The 17,608-nt window shown below is 27.3% G+C and carries 14 protein-coding genes and 1 tRNA gene; 3 read left to right on the forward strand and 12 right to left on the reverse strand.

The features are described from left to right. Nucleotides 1–130: 130 nt before the first annotated feature. The 4 genes from JG677_RS03805 to nrfH form a co-directional block, all read right to left on the reverse strand. Nucleotides 131–220, reverse strand: a tRNA-Ser gene (locus JG677_RS03805). A 45-nt stretch (nucleotides 221–265) separates the two neighbouring features. Continuing rightward, nucleotides 266–823, reverse strand: coding sequence for a hypothetical protein (locus JG677_RS03810; RefSeq protein WP_200169554.1), 558 nt, complete (start codon nucleotides 821–823; stop codon nucleotides 266–268). Nucleotides 824–924: 101 nt separating this feature from the next. Continuing rightward, nucleotides 925–2,733 carry an ammonia-forming cytochrome c nitrite reductase subunit c552 gene (locus tag JG677_RS03815; protein ID WP_200285251.1) on the reverse strand — a complete coding sequence of 603 codons (1,809 nt, stop codon included), beginning with the start codon at nucleotides 2,731–2,733 and terminating at the stop codon, nucleotides 925–927. An 18-nt stretch (nucleotides 2,734–2,751) separates the two neighbouring features. Continuing rightward, on the reverse strand, nucleotides 2,752–3,252 hold the full coding sequence (gene nrfH / locus JG677_RS03820; RefSeq protein WP_200285252.1) for a cytochrome c nitrite reductase small subunit: 501 nt from the start codon (nucleotides 3,250–3,252) through the stop codon (nucleotides 2,752–2,754). Nucleotides 3,253–3,458: 206 nt separating this feature from the next. Here nrfH and JG677_RS03825 point away from each other — a divergent pair, with 206 nt between their 5' ends. Then, complete coding sequence (locus tag JG677_RS03825; RefSeq protein WP_200169546.1) at nucleotides 3,459–5,549, forward strand: RNA degradosome polyphosphate kinase; 2,091 nt, start codon at nucleotides 3,459–3,461, stop codon at nucleotides 5,547–5,549. A gap of 5 nt (nucleotides 5,550–5,554) precedes the next feature. Here JG677_RS03825 and JG677_RS03830 read toward each other — a convergent pair whose 3' ends face one another. The 8 genes from JG677_RS03830 to guaA all read right to left on the reverse strand — a co-directional run bounded on the left by JG677_RS03830 (nucleotide 5,555) and on the right by guaA (nucleotide 15,842). After that, nucleotides 5,555–6,010 (reverse strand): low molecular weight protein-tyrosine-phosphatase, encoded by a 456-nt coding sequence (locus JG677_RS03830; protein ID WP_200169545.1) that lies wholly within the window; start codon nucleotides 6,008–6,010, stop codon nucleotides 5,555–5,557. Nucleotides 6,011–6,025: 15 nt separating this feature from the next. Next, nucleotides 6,026–6,526, reverse strand: a complete 501-nt coding sequence (locus JG677_RS03835; RefSeq protein ID WP_200217609.1) for a DNA-deoxyinosine glycosylase — start codon at nucleotides 6,524–6,526, stop codon at nucleotides 6,026–6,028. Beyond that, entirely contained in the window at nucleotides 6,519–8,618 is a 2,100-nt protein-coding gene (locus JG677_RS03840; RefSeq protein WP_200285258.1) for a polyribonucleotide nucleotidyltransferase, read from the reverse strand. The genes JG677_RS03835 and JG677_RS03840 overlap by 8 nt, the downstream gene beginning before the upstream one ends. A gap of 70 nt (nucleotides 8,619–8,688) precedes the next feature. Continuing rightward, the gene (locus JG677_RS03845) at nucleotides 8,689–10,734 is read right to left on the reverse strand and encodes an LPS-assembly protein LptD (RefSeq protein ID WP_200285253.1); all 2,046 of its coding nucleotides are present in this window, start codon (nucleotides 10,732–10,734) and stop codon (nucleotides 8,689–8,691) included. After that, nucleotides 10,724–11,176: an RDD family protein gene (locus tag JG677_RS03850; RefSeq protein ID WP_200285254.1), complete on the reverse strand. Its 453-nt coding sequence runs from the start codon at nucleotides 11,174–11,176 to the stop codon at nucleotides 10,724–10,726. The genes JG677_RS03845 and JG677_RS03850 overlap by 11 nt, the downstream gene beginning before the upstream one ends. Next, entirely contained in the window at nucleotides 11,173–12,426 is a 1,254-nt protein-coding gene (gene purD / locus JG677_RS03855; protein WP_200285255.1) for a phosphoribosylamine--glycine ligase, read from the reverse strand. Before purD ends, JG677_RS03850 begins: the two co-directional genes overlap by 4 nt. Nucleotides 12,427–12,653: 227 nt before the next feature. Beyond that, nucleotides 12,654–14,066: a hypothetical protein gene (locus tag JG677_RS03860; RefSeq protein ID WP_200217613.1), complete on the reverse strand. Its 1,413-nt coding sequence runs from the start codon at nucleotides 14,064–14,066 to the stop codon at nucleotides 12,654–12,656. Nucleotides 14,067–14,306: 240 nt separating this feature from the next. Then, complete coding sequence (gene guaA / locus JG677_RS03865) at nucleotides 14,307–15,842, reverse strand: glutamine-hydrolyzing GMP synthase (RefSeq protein WP_200285256.1); 1,536 nt, start codon at nucleotides 15,840–15,842, stop codon at nucleotides 14,307–14,309. Nucleotides 15,843–15,979: 137 nt separating this feature from the next. Here guaA and JG677_RS03870 point away from each other — a divergent pair, with 137 nt between their 5' ends. Next, complete coding sequence (locus tag JG677_RS03870) at nucleotides 15,980–16,435, forward strand: hypothetical protein (RefSeq protein ID WP_200169537.1); 456 nt, start codon at nucleotides 15,980–15,982, stop codon at nucleotides 16,433–16,435. Next, the coding region (gene uvrC, locus JG677_RS03875; RefSeq protein WP_200285257.1) for an excinuclease ABC subunit UvrC at nucleotides 16,425–17,608 on the forward strand (1,184 nt) is incomplete at its 3' end. The genes JG677_RS03870 and uvrC, both read left to right, overlap by 11 nt.

The following is a 17,608-nucleotide window of genomic DNA, read 5'->3' on the forward strand; positions in this document are numbered from 1 at the left end:
AAATGTTAGCTTACAAATTACAACAAAACAGATAAAGTTTTAAATCAATCTTTTAATATTAAAAAGTTTTTAGAATATTAAATATTTATTGGATTGGTAAGAGTTTTAAAGATAATATAAAATTTTATAGTGGCGGACAGAGAGGGATTTGAACCCTCGAGACCCGTTAAGATCTGCACCCTTAGCAGGGGTGTGGTTTCAGCCACTCACCCATCTGTCCTTTAAAATGGGTATTATATATAAATTTGCTTAAAATTAGCCTTAATTAAAGACTTAAATAGGCTAATAAAAAAGTGATAAAAATACCCAGCAATAGCACATAAATTTGCTTTTTTCTATTTTTTTTACTTGCAAATAAAGTAATAAACAAGCCTGAGAAATAAAGAAAAAATAATGCACATCCAAAAGCTATTGAAAGCACAGAAAAATACCATGCTCCTTTATTTTTATGCAACATTATTAAATCACCCAATAAACTTCTTTTTTTAGTTGTAATTTTATATTCATTTTCATTTATCTTGAGGATACTTGCTTGATAATGCACTCCGCCAATACTGATGCTGTTATTTCTTTGATCTTTAAATATTTTTGTATTTGATGGAATACTTAAGTTATTTTCTTTTAAAAAATTAAGTAAAAAATTTCCTTGCTCTTCATCTTTTATAACTTGTTTAATTATATAATTTTCCTCTTTTATTCCAACATCTTGTTTAAAGCCAAAAATATATGCAATACCTGTAATAGAAAAAATAAATGCCATAGGTAAGAAAAATAAACTAATATAAATATGAATTTGTCTAAATAATTGATGCTTATTCATCATTTTCCTTTTTTTGTTTTTAATTTATTATAAAATAGGAGTATAAAATAAAAGTGAAATTTGGAATTTGGAAGATAAGGATAAAAATTTATCTTCCAAATTTTTTATTTTTTATCAACAATTTGATAATTGTAAGGTTTGATATTTTTATCGTTTTCTAAAAGCTCTTTTGGAGGATTTCCATTAATATTAGAATGTTTATAATATCTCTCTCCAGCTTTATGTCCATTAAGATCTGTTTTATAATAAATTTCTCCAGGATTTAATTTTTGAATATCTTCAAACCCTAAATTAGAAATTTTAAAATTATTTATTTTATTAGAAGTTGCAATTTCTACAAGTTTAGCTTGTCCAAGCCTTGCCATATCTACAGCTTGTAATAACATTCTTGATGCTTCTCTAGGATTGTGAAAACCAGTAGAGTTTTCAGCACCAACAAAATCTGCTCTCATTTGAGCTTTTCTATGAAGTTCTAAAACTTCTTTTAATTCATCGTTGATTTTTTGATTATTATTTTTATATTCTGGCATATTAGATAAGCTATCTCTTAGGGTTTTAATATCTTGAATAAGACTTACGATAGCATATTCAGCAGTTCTTAAATCATATGCTACTGAATTTTGAATATCTTTAATTTGTGCTTTTAGATAACTTTCGCTTTGAGTATGACAAGTTTTACAAGCTGAATTGATATCTTGTAAAGGTGAAGTGATATTATGTTTAGTAAGTTTTTTAGCACCTTTTCTAATATAAGGCATATGACAATCAGCACAGCTTACTCCATTAGCAGCATGAACTCCACCACTATATAATTCACTTTCTGGATGTTGAATTTTAAGCATAGGCGCACCAGTTATCTTATGATCCCAATCTTTTGCAAATATAGAACGTACTTTTTCATAGTAATCATCAAACATTTCAATTCTAAATGGTTGTCCTTTTTTCCATTCTGCCCAAGGGAAAACTAACTCTAACCCATCAGCTTCAATTTCAATAGCTTTATTACCATCTCTCCAAGAATCAAATTCATCATATGTCTTTTGAGTTCCATCCCACCATTTTTTGGTATTATCATTTGCTATACTTTCGCCGATTACTTTTACTTTTGTTCCTGTTGGTTTAAAGTAGTATTCAACGTGACATTGAGAGCAAACAAGAGTCCTCATTTCTTCTCTAGTGGCTTTAATTCCTTGTATAGGATCTTTTTCATATCCTCTTGCAACTAAAGCATTAATGGCTGCAGGTCTGGTAAGTCTTAAACTCATATCATTTGGATTATGACAATCGGCACAAGTTACACCCATTCTTTTTCCACCATGTATACTTTCATGTTCTGGTATATTGGTAGGTGTAGTCATATTATCAGGAATATTTTTAATCATAGTCCAGTATTTGGTAGTATTAAAAGCAATCCAGTCATTTTTTGCAACATTTTTAATAAGCCAAGGAGTCCATCCACTATGGCAGTTCATACAAGCAGTTGGTTGTCCTTGAAATGCTTTATATCCATGCGCATTTAAAAAATCTTTATTATTTCTTGCTGTATCCATTTGATCAACTTGAACCCAGAAATGTCCTCTTTCTTCGTTTGCATCAAGAGCAAAAGGATAACCAGCCCAAAGTACAGTCAGTTGTGGATAACGTATAAGTTTAGAATAAGCTAAATTTCCACCATATTCTGTTGGAATTGGTTTTTCCTGTTCAACTTTTAAATACATATCTAAATGATCCGGAAAATTCTTTCCCCAAGTATCAAAAGTAGGGTTATCATCGCTTAATTCAACAAAATTTTTACTATCAATTCCACCTAAGCTTTCTTGCTGTTTTTTGCTTATATCGTTATTGAGCCAAAGAACTCCAGCAATTAAAATAATTAAAGTGATTATACCAGGGTATAAAACTTTTTTATTCATAATATTTCCTCCTAATAATTAAAATCCAAGTTTGTGTCCTACGCCACTATGGCAAGAAGCACAATTTAAAGCATTATTTGAATGATGGTTTGTTGTTGCATTTATTGCACTTGCTGCATAGTCTGCATGACAACGAATGCAATTATCCTGAACCATTTTTTTACTTTTTTCATTGGCACTAAGATTAGTCGGTAATTCATCAAGCTTAAATGTAAATGCATAAGCGTGTCCTAGCCCACTTTGGGCTTTTGCAATCCATTTATTGATAAAATTATGCGGTAAATGACAATCAGAACAAGTAGCTCTTGGTTCCCCGGCAATTTTTTTAGAGTGAGGTCCTGCAAGATAGTCATTATAAACTTCATTCATAATATGGCAATTATTACAAGATTCACTAGCATTGCTTAGATAAGAGGTTCCTTTTGCATTATAGAAAGTATAAAAACCAATGATAAAAAAAGTTACAAGAAGAATTAGAAAAACATTAAAAAGATTTAAAAAAGGTTTTTTATGCTTCAAAAAAAATCTCCTTTAGAAATTGATAATAGGAAAATAAAAATTGGAATTTTAGCTAATATATATTTAATATTAATTTAAGGATATATTTACTCTTAATTAATCAAAAAAGATTTATTATTTTATTTTTTATTGAAATTTAGTAAAGTTTTTAATAAATTTATAATATTATTAAAATAAATATTATGCATTATAAAAAGGAGTTTTGAATGCAAATTAATCCTAGTATGTTTCTAAATAGAGAACTTTCTTGGCTTAAATTTAATTCTCGTGTTTTAGATCAATGTTCTAAAGACTTACCTTTACTTGAGAAATTAAAATTTATTGCAATTTATTGTACTAATTTAGATGAATTTTATATGATTAGAGTTGCAGGATTAAAACAACTTTTTTCTGCTGGGATCAATGCAAGTAGTAGCGATGAAATGACTCCTTTAAAGCAATTAAAAGAGATTCGAAAATATCTTCATCAAGAACAAAAACTTTTAGAAAAATATTTTATTCAAATTACTAAAGAACTTGAAAAAGAAAATTTATTTATTAAGTCTTATGAAAAACTTGATAAAAATTTAAAAGCAAAATGTGATGAATATTTTTTCTCTTATATTTTTCCTGTAATTGTTCCTATAGCAGTAGATGCTACGCATCCTTTTCCGCATTTAAATAATTTATCTTTTTCTTTGGTTGTTAAAATTTGTGATAAAAATAATCCTGAACTTATTAAATTTGGAATGATTAGAATTCCTAGAGTATTGCCAAGATTTTATGAAGTAAGTTCAAATATTTATGTTCCTATTGAAAGTATAGTAAATCCTCATATAGAAGATATTTTTCCAGGTTATAAACTTCTTTCTTCTGCGGCTTTTAGAGTTACAAGAAATGCTGATTTAGTTATAGAAGAAGAAGAAGCTGATGATTTTATGATGATTTTAGAACAAGGTTTAAAGCTTCGTAGAAAAGGTGCTTTTGTAAGACTTCAAATTCAGGAAAATGCAGATGAGCAGATTATGGAATTTTTAAATACTCATATGAAAATTTTTAATAAAGATGTATATGAGTATTCTATACTTTTAAATTTACCAGCACTTTGGCAGATTATTGAAAATAAAACTTTTACTCATCTTTTAAATCCTCTTTATACTCCAAAAGTATTGCCTCCTTTTAATGAAAATACTTCAATTTTTAATGCCATCGATAAAGAAGATATAATGATATTACAACCTTTTGAAAGCTTTGATCCTGTATATAAATTTATAAAAGAAGCAAGCAAAGACCCAGAGGTTATATCTATAAGAATGACACTTTATAGGGTTGAGAAAAACTCAAATATAGTTCAAGCTTTAATTGATGCTGCAAGTGATGGGAAACAAGTAACGGTTATGGTTGAGCTTAAGGCAAGATTTGATGAAGAGAATAATCTACATTGGGCTAAAGCTTTAGAAGATGCAGGTGCTCACGTGATTTATGGTATAACTGGATTTAAAGTGCATGCTAAAGTTTCACAAGTAATTAGAAAACATAATGAAAAGCTTAAATTCTATGTTCATTTAAGCACGGGAAATTATAATGCAAGTAGTGCTAAAATTTATACTGATGTAAGTTATTTTACTAGCAGAGAAGAATTTGCAAAAGATACAACCAGCTTTTTTCATATTCTTTCAGGGTTTAATAAAAATAGAACTTTAAAAACTTTAGCAATGAGTCCTAATCAAATTAAAGAAAAAATTCTTGAAATGATTCGTATAGAAAGCTTAAAAGAGCAAGAGGGTGAAATCATTGCTAAAATGAATTCTTTAGTTGATCCTGATATCATTAAAGCTTTATATGAGGCATCTATTAAAGGTGTTAAGATTGATCTTATTGTGCGTGGAATTTGTTGTTTAAGACCAGGTGAAACTTATAGTAAAAACATTAGAGTTAAAAGTATTGTTGGTAAATATTTAGAACACGCAAGAATATTTTATTTTAAACATAGTGAGCCAAATTATTTTATTTCAAGTGCTGATTGGATGCCTAGAAATTTAGAAAGGAGACTAGAGCTAATGTCTCCTATTTTTGATGAAAGAAGTAGAGCTAAGCTTTCTAAAATTTTACATTTACAGCTTGATGATAATATACTATCTTATGAGTTAAATAATGATGGAGAATATCATAAAATAATTCCTAAAAAAAATGAAAAACGTATTAATTCTCATACTATTTTAGAAGATTATGTAAGCAAAATTTATAAAACCTTAAAAAAAGATACAGATCAAAGTAAAGCAAAGTCATTAGCTATTAAACTTTTTAAAAATGATTAAATTTTTCAGTTTGATTTTAAAAAATTTAAAAGATTATTACAAGCTAAAGAAATTATTTTATAAGTTTCGTCAAAATTATGTGTAAACCAAGGGTCTGGAACTTCATCGTAGTTTAGTTCTTTTGCAAATTGAGTAAGTTTTAAAATTTTATTTTTTGTATTTTTAAAATCTTTTAAGACATTATTAAAATTAGAATTATCCATAACTACGATGTAATCATTGTTATCGCATATAGCTTGTGTTAGTTTTTTACTGATAAATCCATCTGCTTTAATGTTAGCTTTTTTAAGTTGTTCTTTTGTTTTTATGTGCATATCTTCTCCATCGTGATATCCAGAAGTTCCAGCACTTGTTACTTCTACAGATATGGTACTGTCTTTTTGAATTAAATCTTTCATAATAAATTCAGCCATAGGGGAACGACAAATATTTCCTAAACATACAAAACAAATTTTTTTCATTTTTTTCCTTTGTGTTTAATCTAATATAACTTGATATTTATGAACAAGTTGTTCAAAGCTAAAATTCAAATTGGCAGGTGAGCTTGAAGGAAGGGTTAAAATTCGAATATTAGGATAAGTTTCTTTTATAAAAGATTCTTGATATTTTTTAAATAAAGTAAAAGCTTTTTGACCTGTTATAGCTATTTTTTCAATTTTTGCTTTGTTTAGAATTTGACTTAAATCATTCATCTTCACAAAGCTTATGCTTTTATCATCTGAATTTTTAATTTTACAACTTTGTAAAACATCCCATAAGGCTATATGATGCATTTTTAGAAATTTTTTTTGAGTTTCGATGTTATTTAATGATTTTACTTGGTATAATTTTTCTAAAATTTTCCAAAAATGATTTCTTGGATGTTGATAATAAAATCCACTAAGTCTTGATTTTATAGAAGGAAAAGAGCCTAAAATCAGTATTTTTGAATTTTTATCAAAAAATGGCTCTAAAGGATGGGTGATAATATCATTCATTTACTAAATCTATGGAAATTTTTCCATTTTTGATTTCATTAATTTTAACTTTTATTTCATCGCCAACATTAAGTGGATTTTTGATTTTAGAACTATGAAGTAGTCCATCTATACCATTTTTAAGTTCAATAAAAGTACCAAATGAAGCGACTTTTTTTACAACTCCTATAAATTCTTGATGAAGTTCAAATTCTGAAATATCTTTAAGGGCTTCCCTTTTCTTTCCTTTAATGATATTTAAGATGTATTCTTTAGCTAGTTTTATACATTCGTTATTACTGCTTGCAATTTTTATTTCACCCTTATCTCTATCAATATCAATACAAACATCAAATTTTTCAACAATTTCTTTGATTGTTTTTCCACCTTGTCCTATGATATCAACAATTTTTGAAGGATCGATTTTAAATAATTCTAATTTTGGTAAAATTTCTTCATTGACTATAATATTTTCATTAGCCTTTTGCATAATATTAAGAATATGAATTCTTGCTTCTTTTGCTTGTACAAGAGCTTCTTTTAATATTTTTTTATCTATACCACCAAGTTTTATATCCATTTGTAGAGCAGTAATACCATTTTTATTTCCAGCTACTTTAAAATCCATATCTCCATCATGATCTTCTAAGCCCATAATATCAGTTAATATGGCATATTTGTCTTTTTCAAAAATAAGCCCCATAGCAACACCTGCTATAAGATCAATGCTTTGTACTCCAGCAGCTCTTAAAGCTAAAGAACCGCCACATACTGAAGCCATAGAACTTGATCCGTTGCTTTCTAAAATTTCGCTTACTAAGCGAATGACATAAGGATAATCTTCATTTATGCTTGGATAAAGAGCTCTTTTAGCTAAATTTCCATGCCCTAACTCTCTTCTACCAGGTGCTTTTATAGGACTTGCTTCTCCAACACTAAATCCTGGAAAATTATAATTAAACATAAAGCGCTCATTGATAGGATTTTTTTCTGTAAGTAAATCTATCATTTGTGCATCGTTATCATTGCCTAAAGTAGCTACTACAAGTGCTTGAGTTTGTCCTCTTGTAAAAAGACAGGATCCGTGTGCATTTGGTAAAATATTTGTTTCTATATCAATAGGACGCACTTCATCTAAAGCTCTTCCATCAGCTCTTTTTCTTTCATAAATAATTTGTTCCCTTATAATTTTTCTTTTAATCAGAAATAGGATATTTAAAATTTCTTCTTGATTCCATCCTTCATTGGAGTGAAAATTTAAGATTTTTTGAGAAATTTTATCAAGTTCGCTTGCTCTTTCGCTTTTTGCCATTTGATTAATAGCATTTTTGATATCATCTAAATAGTTTTTTTCTATAAATTCAAAAAGCTCGTTATTTTCTATTTGTTCTTTTAATTCAATGTCAATTTCTTTTTTGTGTTTAGCAAAAGTCTTTTCATAAATACAAGATGCTTCATAAATTGCTTGTTGGGCTATTTCTAAAGCCTTTATTGTTTCATCTTCGCTTAATTCATTCATTTTTTGAATATTGTTGTCTTTACTTGGCAATGCTCTCATTTCTATCATTAAAAGTTCATCTTTTACACCAGATACATAAAGATCTAAAGAGCTTTTTTGAAGTTCTTGATTGTTTGGATTAAGAATAAATTCTTCATTAATTTTTGCAATACGTACTCCACATACTGGAGCTTTAATAGGAATTCCGCTTATATAAAGAGCAATACTTGCAGCATTTAGACTTATTACTTGCAAATCTGTTTCCTGATCAGCTGAAAGTATCATCAAAGTAATTTGTGTAGGATAAAGATAGCCTTTTGGAAATAATGGTCTTAAACTTCTATCAATAATTCTTGCATTTAAAGTTTCTGTATCACTAGGTTTAGTTTCTCTTTTTACATACCCGCCAGGGATTTTTCCTGCGGCATATGTTTTTTCAATATATTGAACCGTTAAAGGTAAAAAATCTTCTTCAACTTTTTTATCCTCTTTGGCAACAGTTGCTAAAACAACACTTTTTCCAACTTGCATTAAAACAGAACCTAGAGCTTGTTTAGCGACTTTATCTATATAAAAAGTTTCTAAATTTTTATTAATTTGTATATCATATTGCATTTGATTTCCTTTTTCTCCAAAAAGAGTATTAGTTATTTTTTTTAAAAATGAATTAAACAAAATAATCCTTTTAAATTTTATTTTCATTTTCTTGTAAAGAAAAGTCGTATTTAACTCCTCCTATAGGATAAAAGTTAAATACAAAATAAACACCACTTTGGTTTTTAGCGCTAATTCCTCCACTTGTAAGTTGAGGGTCAATTTTTTCTCTATAGACTAAGGAGTAATTCCAACATTTTCTTTGGTAAGTATATCCAATTTCCCACATATTAGCATGAGATCTTTGAGTATCAAGCCAAATTCCACCAAAAATATAATAATTTTGATTAAATTTATAATTAGCTTGTGTACTTATAAAGCTGTATTTTCCATATTCATCATTTTGATAAGCATGTGAAAAGTTCCAATTAAATTTAGGAATAACGCTAGTTTGTAATTGATTTAAAATTTTACTAAAACGATTTTGTAAATAAGAATATTTTATTTCATTATTAAAATTGATATAATCATTATAATAGTAAGTAAATAAATTTTCTATTTTATCAAATTTATCTTGGCGATTTAAATAATTAATATTAAAACGATGTTTAATTTTTTTCTCTCCAAGTTGATTGTAAAAATATTGTACTACATATAGTTTTGAGTTTTCTTCCTCATTTTCTGATTTGAGATAGTCTTCTGTTATGAAACCTGATTTTGCTCCAGGTAATAAATAATTAATTCCAAAATTTAGAGTATGAAAGAAATCATTATATGATTTTGATAGATCGGTGTATAAATTAAATTCATGGGTATTTTTAAAAAGATGCTCTTTGCTTTTTTGAGGATCTTGAGCATAATTAACAAAAGAGGCATAAAAATTTTCAGTAAAAGTAAAATGTAAAAAGTCATTAAAGAAAACATCGTGATAAGAAAAAGGCAGAGTTAAATTTAGTTGATTGGCATAAGGCCCTACTTGTCTATAATAATTATGAAAAGATGCATCAAAAGAATAACGAATATTTTCTCCCCATAAGGAATTTAAAAATCTATGATATTGAAAAGATGGATATTCTTGTAAAGTATCTTTATTATTTACTTTTGAAGTATCAATATAGTATTTTGCATAAGCTCCGTAAAAATTATTTTCATCTGCTAAAAAATAGTTAATTTTTGATGTAACAAGTGAAGTTAAATCATTGTAATTGCTAGGACCAAGATTAAAGTAATCTATATCATTAAGATAGGTTACATCTATCCATAAACTTTCTTGAAAATTGTCTCCAAGTAAGCCTTTAATAAGATTATTCCTTAAATATTTTAATTCTATACCCCCATGAGTTTGATTTTTTAAATTTTCTTTAAGATAATATTGTTTTTTTTCTCTGAAAAGACCAAAATTTAAATTCCCCATAGAATATAAAGAATCCACAAATCTTAAATCAGAATATAAACCAAAACCTCTTTTTGTTCTAATTTGAGGATTTAATTCTAAATCCCAATTATCTTTATAAGTTATATAGATTGGTTGTCTATAATAAAGTCCTTCATTCTTTTTTAAAACAATTTGAGGGATAAGTAATCCACTTTGTCTATGTGTATCTGCACTAAAACCAAAATAGGGCAAATAAAAAATTGGAATACCTTTAACATATAATTTTGCATTATAAAGATGAATAAAATTGCTTTTTCTATTAAGCCATCCATCGCTAAAACGAATTTCCCAATCAGGATCTTCAACATTGCAGCTTGAGACACTAGAAATATGACTTTCAAATTTATTGTTACTTAAATAGCTATTTTTGCTTTGAAACCATACTTCAAGATTATTATTAGAAAAAAAGAAATTTTGAAATTTTGCTTCATCGGTATTGAGTTTAATTTTGGCATAATTTGAATGCAAGCGTTCATTTTGTCCTCTTAGAACATTTACATCGCCAAAAAGCTCTACTTCTTGATTTGTTTCGTTATAAATTGCTTTATTTGCAGTAATAAAATAAAAATCAGAAAAAATAACAACATCTTTATTTGCGGTAATTATATTTTTTTCTTTTTTTACATCTAAAGCATAGATATTTACTTCTACTGCATTAAGAATAAAAGTACTTCCTAAAAGCAAGAAAATCTTACGCAGCATTAACAACAATTGTCCTTGCTATGTAATCTTCCCAAGTTTTACGTAAATTATTTCCTAGAGCCCATGCAAAACCTAACATAAAAGCCATATCGCTTATTTGTCTTATGGCAGATCTTATACAGCTTTGTTTTAGCGTTGGTTTATCAAATAAATCTTCATCTATAATCATAATTTTGCAAACCATTTTCCCTAAGCTTGCTCCATACATATAAGTAAAGAGGGTATGATAAAAAAAATGAAGGAGTATAAAACCTAACGAGAAATTTCCTAAAATTTGTGTTATTTCAAATGCATCTTTTGCTATAGAAAATTGATTATAAAATATAATAAAAACTATGAAAGATAAAATTATATTATCTATTAAATAAGCCAATGCTCTTTTATAGAAACTAGCAATTTCTAAATTTTCACGTTCAAGTTTATCAAATAAATCTTCTTTCATTGTTTAAAAGCCCAAAATCCAATATCTTTTCTAAATTGTTTTCCTTCAAAATGAATATTATCACATAATTCATAAGCTTTTTGCTTGGCGTCATTAAGACTCTTACCTAAACCAACGCATACTAGAATACGACCCCCATTTGCCATAAGCTTATCGTTTTCTAAGCTAACTCCAGCATAAGAAATATGAGAGTTTTTGGGAATATTTTTTATGATAATTTCACTTTTTTCTGAATTTTTATAGGGGTAATTTTTACTTGCGCAAACTACTCCTATAGCAAATTCATCTTTTAAATCAAGTCTTACATCTTTTAAACGTTTTTGAGTTGAAGCTAAAATAAGCTCAAGAGGATTTTTAATTAAAGGCATTAAAACTTCACATTCTGGATCTCCAAAACGCACATTAAATTCCAAAACATAAGGTTCATTTTTCACTATCATTAAGCCTATAAAAAGAACTCCATAAAATTCCTTATTCTCTTTTTTCATTCCTTCTAAGGTTGGTATAATAATATCTTTTTTTATTTTATTTAAAAGTTCTTCATTGGCCAAATGGCTTGGAGCATAAGCACCCATACCTCCAGTATTTGGTCCTTTATCTCCATCTAAAAGTTTTTTATGATCTTGTGCTACAGGTAAAAGAATAAAATCATTCCCATCGCAAATAGCAAAAACACTAAGTTCATATCCTTCTAAAAACTCTTCAATAACTATAGATTTCCCAGCATCGCCAAAGCTTTCTCCGCTGAGCATTTTTTTACTTTCACTTATTGCTTCTTCGCGTGTTAAAGCAATGATTACACCTTTTCCAGCACATAGACCATCTGCTTTTATAACAATAGGTAGAGTTAATTTTTGTATGAAACTTTTAGCTTCGTCTAAATTGCCGGTAGTTAAAAATTTTGCAGTTTTAATATTGTATTTATTTAAAAAATTTTTCATAAAAATTTTAGAGCTTTCAAGCATTGCTGCAGCTTTTGTTGGTCCAAAAATGGCTAAATTATTTTTTTTAAAAATATCAACAACTCCCTTTGCTAAAAAATCTTCACTTCCTACTATACAAAGATCTATTTTATTTTCTTTGGCATAATTTACAAGCTCATTAATATCTTTAGTATCTAAGTTAATCCCAAGATTTTGAGTAGCTCCATTACCAGGAGAAAAGTACAAATCTAAATTTTTTGTAGTTTGTTTTAAAGCTAAAGCTATGGAGTATTCTCTTGCACCACTGCCTAAAATTAATATTTTCATATATCTCCTTAAAACCTAAACAGCTAACTTTAAACGACTCCAAGAAGTCAAGAGAACCGCTAGATAATTTTTAAAGGCTGCAACTTCTCGTTTTAACTTAAAAAACTCAAACGAAGCCACAGACACAGTAAATTATACATTCACAGTTAAATATTTTTGTTGAATCTTTAAATGCTATACTGCTTAGGCTTTGAAATTATAGCGGTATTTAACTTAAAAATTTATAGTTAAATAAGTTTAAATTTTGTTTTTCCTGTTTTATCAAAGTGTTTTCCTTCTAGTATAATATCTGCAGCACTATCCCAAATATGTTTTTCATCAATATAAACTATATCAAAAGTATTATCTCTCATTAAGGATTGGTAATTAACTTTTTTTGGGGCATATTTTACAAGATAATAAGGATTTAAAGAAAAAATTTCAATTTTAATTTTGCAAAGCAAATCAAGATCTGAGGTAACGACTAAAAATTTTTTTCTTTGTTCTTTGGAAATTTTTTGAATATAAAGTAAAAGTTTGTGATCAAAAGGATTAAGTGCTGATTTATTAAGGCGACTTAAATAGTGTTCAGCAAAGGATAAGGAACAAAAAGAATTTTCTATATTACTTCTTGTAAAATACGAGTTTTTTACTCCCGATGATTTTAAAGAAAGTTTCCAAATTTTCATATCCATAATGGTTGCACATAAATTAAGTCCTGTTATAATCTTTGAAAAAAGTTTTTCTTTAGATAATTTAAAAGCATTTTCAAAAATACTTAAATTTTTTTTATAAAAATCTTCTTTAATGGCAATGAGACGTTTAAGTGAGGTTTTGTAATACTCATTTTCTTTTTGAAGCTTTTCTAAGCGTTCTTGTTTAGCTTTAGCTTTTTCAGGATTGATATTGGCTTTTGAATTTAATTCAAGATTGAGATTTTTAATTTGAGATTCTAGGGAAGCTGAACGATTTGTTCTTGTATCTATAGTGGCAAGAAGCGCTTGATAATGACACTGAAGTGATAAAAATGTTTCATTGAAAATTTTATTAATATTAAACATTTTATGTTTATCTTTCATATCTGTATAGGAATTCTCAAGATGCATTATTATACTTTTTAAAACACTAAATTGTGTTTGATCTATAGAATTGTCCATAAAAATTAAAGTATCAAGAGCTTTGTTTAAAAAACGCTTTATGATAATATAGTCCAAAATACATGGAATTTCTTTTTCATCTTGAATGTTAGATTTTAAAGCTTCTACAGAAAGAATTTCTCCTGAAAAATATTTTTGTATAGCTTGCGGTATAGTAAAAGAAAGAGGAATTTTTTCTATAGTGTCATAATCTGTATTGCGATAAAGTTCTGTTACATATGCACTTCTACGAGTATTTTGCAAATCTTCAAGCTCATCATCATTATCTGTTTTCCAAAAGTCATTTTCAGTAATAAAATCACCTTCTTTAAATTCTTGAAATTTAGAAGGGCGAATTCCGGTAATAGTTTTGCCATCTGAGCGAAACTCTACTAGCATTCCAGCACTTGGCATACTTCTTTTATCACTCCAAATTTGGCGGTTAAACTCAAAAAATATTTTAGCTGAATTAGTTACAGTTCCACGTCCTGTTGAATCCATATAAATTGCTATTTTTCCGTGCATACTTCTTCCTTGAAAATTCTCATAAGATTCTAACTTTATTTTTATAAAATTTATATAATAAATATAAGTTTATCTTTAATTTTAATATGAATGTATTAAAATTAAAGAAAACTAGAATGATTTCAAATATAACTTATTGCTTATATAATTATAAGATGTAAGAAAAAAAGAGAGCATATAAATTTTTATTTAAAATTTTTGATATTTTAAAAAATATCAAAAATTATTTTTTAGAAATATTTATTCCCATTCTATTGTTGCAGGTGGCTTACTAGAAATATCATAAACAACGCGGTTTATTCCATGTACTTCATTAATAATACGCCTACTAATATTTTCTAAAATTTCATAAGGCAAATGAGAGAAGGTAGCCGTCATTCCATCACTTGCATTAACAACTCTTATGCAAATTGCATTATCATAAGTACGATTATCGCCCATAACACCCACGCTTTTAACATTTAAAAGCACGCAAAATGCTTGCCAAGTCTTATCATACCAACCCGTGCTTTTTAGTTCTTCAATTAGAATAATATCTGCTTTACGCAATAAATCTAAACTTTCTTTATTAACTTCTCCCATAATGCGTATAGCAAGACCAGGTCCTGGAAATGGATGACGGAAAACAACATCCTTGTTGAGTCCTAATTCAAGTCCTAAAGCACGCACTTCATCTTTGAAAATTTCTTTTAAAGGTTCTATGAGTTTTAGATTCATTTTTTCTGGAAGTCCTCCTACATTATGATGGCTTTTAATAGTTTTACTTGCTCCTACAACAGAACTTTCTATGATGTCTGTATAAAGTGTTCCTTGTGCAAGATATTTAACATCATTATGTTTTTTAGCTTCTTTTTCAAAAACCTCTATAAAAGTATTGCCTATAATTTTTCTTTTTTGTTCAGGATCAATTATACCTTTTAGACGACTTAAAAATATTTCACTTGCATCTATACTAATAAGCGGAATATTTAAAGTATTTTTAAACATAAATTCCACTTGTTCTTTTTCTTTGGATCTTAAAAGGCCATTATCTACAAAAACAACAATAAGTTGTTCTTTGACGGCATTAGCGAGTAAGGCAGCTACTACACTGCTATCTACCCCTCCACTTACTGCGCAAAGAACTTTATCATTGCCTACTTCTTCTTGAATTTTAAGGATTTGAGATTTAGCAAAAGAACCCATATTCCAAATACTTTCACAATTACAAGCATATTTAGCAAAATTTTTGAGTATACTTTTTCCAAATTCGCTATGTTGGACTTCGGGGTGAAATTGTAAAGCAAAGAATTTACGTTTTTCATCAGCAAAAACACAAAAAGGACTATTTTCACTTGTAGCTAAAACTTCAAAACCTTCTGGGAGATTTTCTACCTTATCAGAGTGACTCATCCATACAATTTGTTTTTTAGGTAAATTTTTAAATAAAGCACTATCTTTTTTAACTTCTATACTTGCTTTTCCGTATTCTTTATGTCCTGCTGGCATAACATTAGCTTTAAAATGATGAGCCATAAGTTGCATTCCATAACAAATTCCAAGTATAGGTAAATTTAGATCAAAAATACCCTTATCGCAAAAATAAGCATCTGTTGCATAAACGCTAGCAGGACCTCCGCTTAAAATAATACCTTTAGGTTCTTTGGCTTTTATATCAGTTAAGCTTACATTAAAAGGTAGGATTTCTGTATAAACACCTTGTTCTCTCAATCTCCTTGCAATTAATTGTGTGTATTGAGAGCCAAAATCTAATACTAGAATATAATCTTTTTTCATTATTACCACCTATTTAAATTTTCATATTTTTTAATACTTTTAATAGATTTATTTTGATCATAGCTTATATACTCAGGATTATCTTTATAACCACAAGCACTTAAAAATATTAAGAAAAAAAATGTTAAAATTATTTTATGAAGAAAATTAAAAGTGTTAATGTTATTATAAATGATATGATAAGCCTTCATCATTATAAACCCTTAAAAAATTTTATCCTCTATAAAGAATTTTTAAAACTAATGGATCTAAAGCATCAGCATTTAATTTCAAAAATCTTTATTCATAACAATATTTTAAATATTGTTACTTTTCATTCCGTTGGATATCAAGATTTAAACAATGATGATACCAAAAATAATATTAAAGTTCTTATAAAAATTTTTACAAAAAGATTTTTAAATACTCCATTTGATAAAGTCAATACTATCAAAATTTTTTCTCAGCGTTATAGGGAAAAACAAAATTTTATACAAGATGAAAAAAAAACATCTTATATTGAACTTTCAAAAGCTCAATTTAAAAATCCTTTTAAAAATAAAAAATTATATACACAATTTGAAGAATTAAGAGCAAAAATCAATGATTTATGACGAGTTAAAAACTTTACCCAAAAGCTCAGGAATTTATCAGTATTTTGATAAAAATGGCAAACTTTTATATGTAGGGAAAGCTAAAAATTTAAAAAATCGTGTAAGATCTTATTTTACTTTTACACCTTTTTTTGCTCCAAATCCTAGAAATTCATTAAGAATTCAAAAAATGATTAAAGAAGCCATACATTTAGAATTTATAACCACAAATTCAGAAGCTGATGCTTTGATTTTAGAGAATTCTTTTATCAAACAACTTCATCCAAAATATAATATTTTGCTAAGAGATGATAAAACTTATCCTTATATTTATGTAGATTTTAATGAAGAATTTCCAAGATTTCAAAGCACGAGAAAATTAATTAAAAAAAATAAAATTAAATATTTTGGACCTTTTTTTAAGGGCGTGAAAGAACTTTTAAATGCTCTTTATTATTATTATCCTTTAAGACAAAAGAATTCTTGTAAAAGCCCTTGTCTTTTTTATCAGATTAGTCGCTGCAAAGCTCCTTGTGCTAATTTGATTTCAAAAAATGAATATGAAAAAATTTTAAATGAGGCGACTAATGCTTTATTAAATCCTAGTATTTTGGTTAAAAATTTAGAAAAACAAATGTTACATTTAGCTCAAAATGAAAATTATGAAGAAGCCGCTAAGATTAGAGATCAAATTGTTACTATTAAAGATTTAGAAACTAAAATACAAATTGATCTTGCAAAATTAGAAGATTTTGAAGTTTTTGCTATCGCTTATGAAAATAACTTGCTTTCTCTTTTGCGTTTTGTAATTCAAAATGGTAAAGTAATTGGATCAAATCATAAAGTAGTTATTCTAAAAGATGATATGTTTGATAAAAATGGAATTTATAAACAATTTATTTTGGAAAATTTTAGCAATGATATACCTATTATTTCAAACCAAATTTATGTTTATGAAGAATTTGAAGATTTAAAACTTCTTGAAGAATTGCTTTGCAAAAGATTTTCAAAAAAAATTAGTATAAAAAATCCAAAAATAGGCGAAAAAAGGAAAATTTGTAATTTAGCATATCAAAATGCTTTAATTAATATAAATTCTTATAAGAAAAATAATTCTTTTGAAATTTTAAATGAATTAAAAATATATTTTGAGCTCGAGAATTTCCCAAATTGTATAGAAGTATTTGATAATTC

This window comes from Campylobacter sp. TTU-622, assembly GCF_016598965.1.
Classification (GTDB): Bacteria; Campylobacterota; Campylobacteria; order Campylobacterales; family Campylobacteraceae; genus Campylobacter_D.

Bases quoted from the DNA above. Each gene is read 5' to 3' on its own strand.
- JG677_RS03810 (WP_200169554.1), bottom strand. From the start codon at position 823: ATGATGAATAAGCATCAATTATTTAGACAAATTCATATTTATATTAGT.
- JG677_RS03815 (WP_200285251.1), bottom strand. From the start codon at position 2,733: ATGAATAAAAAAGTTTTATACCCTGGTATAATCACTTTAATTATTTTA.
- JG677_RS03825 (WP_200169546.1), top strand. From the start codon at position 3,459: ATGCAAATTAATCCTAGTATGTTTCTAAATAGAGAACTTTCTTGGCTT.
- JG677_RS03830 (WP_200169545.1), bottom strand. From the start codon at position 6,010: ATGAAAAAAATTTGTTTTGTATGTTTAGGAAATATTTGTCGTTCCCCT.
- JG677_RS03835 (WP_200217609.1), bottom strand. From the start codon at position 6,526: ATGAATGATATTATCACCCATCCTTTAGAGCCATTTTTTGATAAAAAT.
- JG677_RS03840 (WP_200285258.1), bottom strand. From the start codon at position 8,618: ATGCAATATGATATACAAATTAATAAAAATTTAGAAACTTTTTATATA.
- JG677_RS03845 (WP_200285253.1), bottom strand. From the start codon at position 10,734: ATGCTGCGTAAGATTTTCTTGCTTTTAGGAAGTACTTTTATTCTTAAT.
- JG677_RS03850 (WP_200285254.1), bottom strand. From the start codon at position 11,176: ATGAAAGAAGATTTATTTGATAAACTTGAACGTGAAAATTTAGAAATT.
- purD (WP_200285255.1), bottom strand. From the start codon at position 12,426: ATGAAAATATTAATTTTAGGCAGTGGTGCAAGAGAATACTCCATAGCT.
- JG677_RS03860 (WP_200217613.1), bottom strand. From the start codon at position 14,066: ATGCACGGAAAAATAGCAATTTATATGGATTCAACAGGACGTGGAACT.
- guaA (WP_200285256.1), bottom strand. From the start codon at position 15,842: ATGAAAAAAGATTATATTCTAGTATTAGATTTTGGCTCTCAATACACA.
- JG677_RS03870 (WP_200169537.1), top strand. From the start codon at position 15,980: ATGAAGAAAATTAAAAGTGTTAATGTTATTATAAATGATATGATAAGC.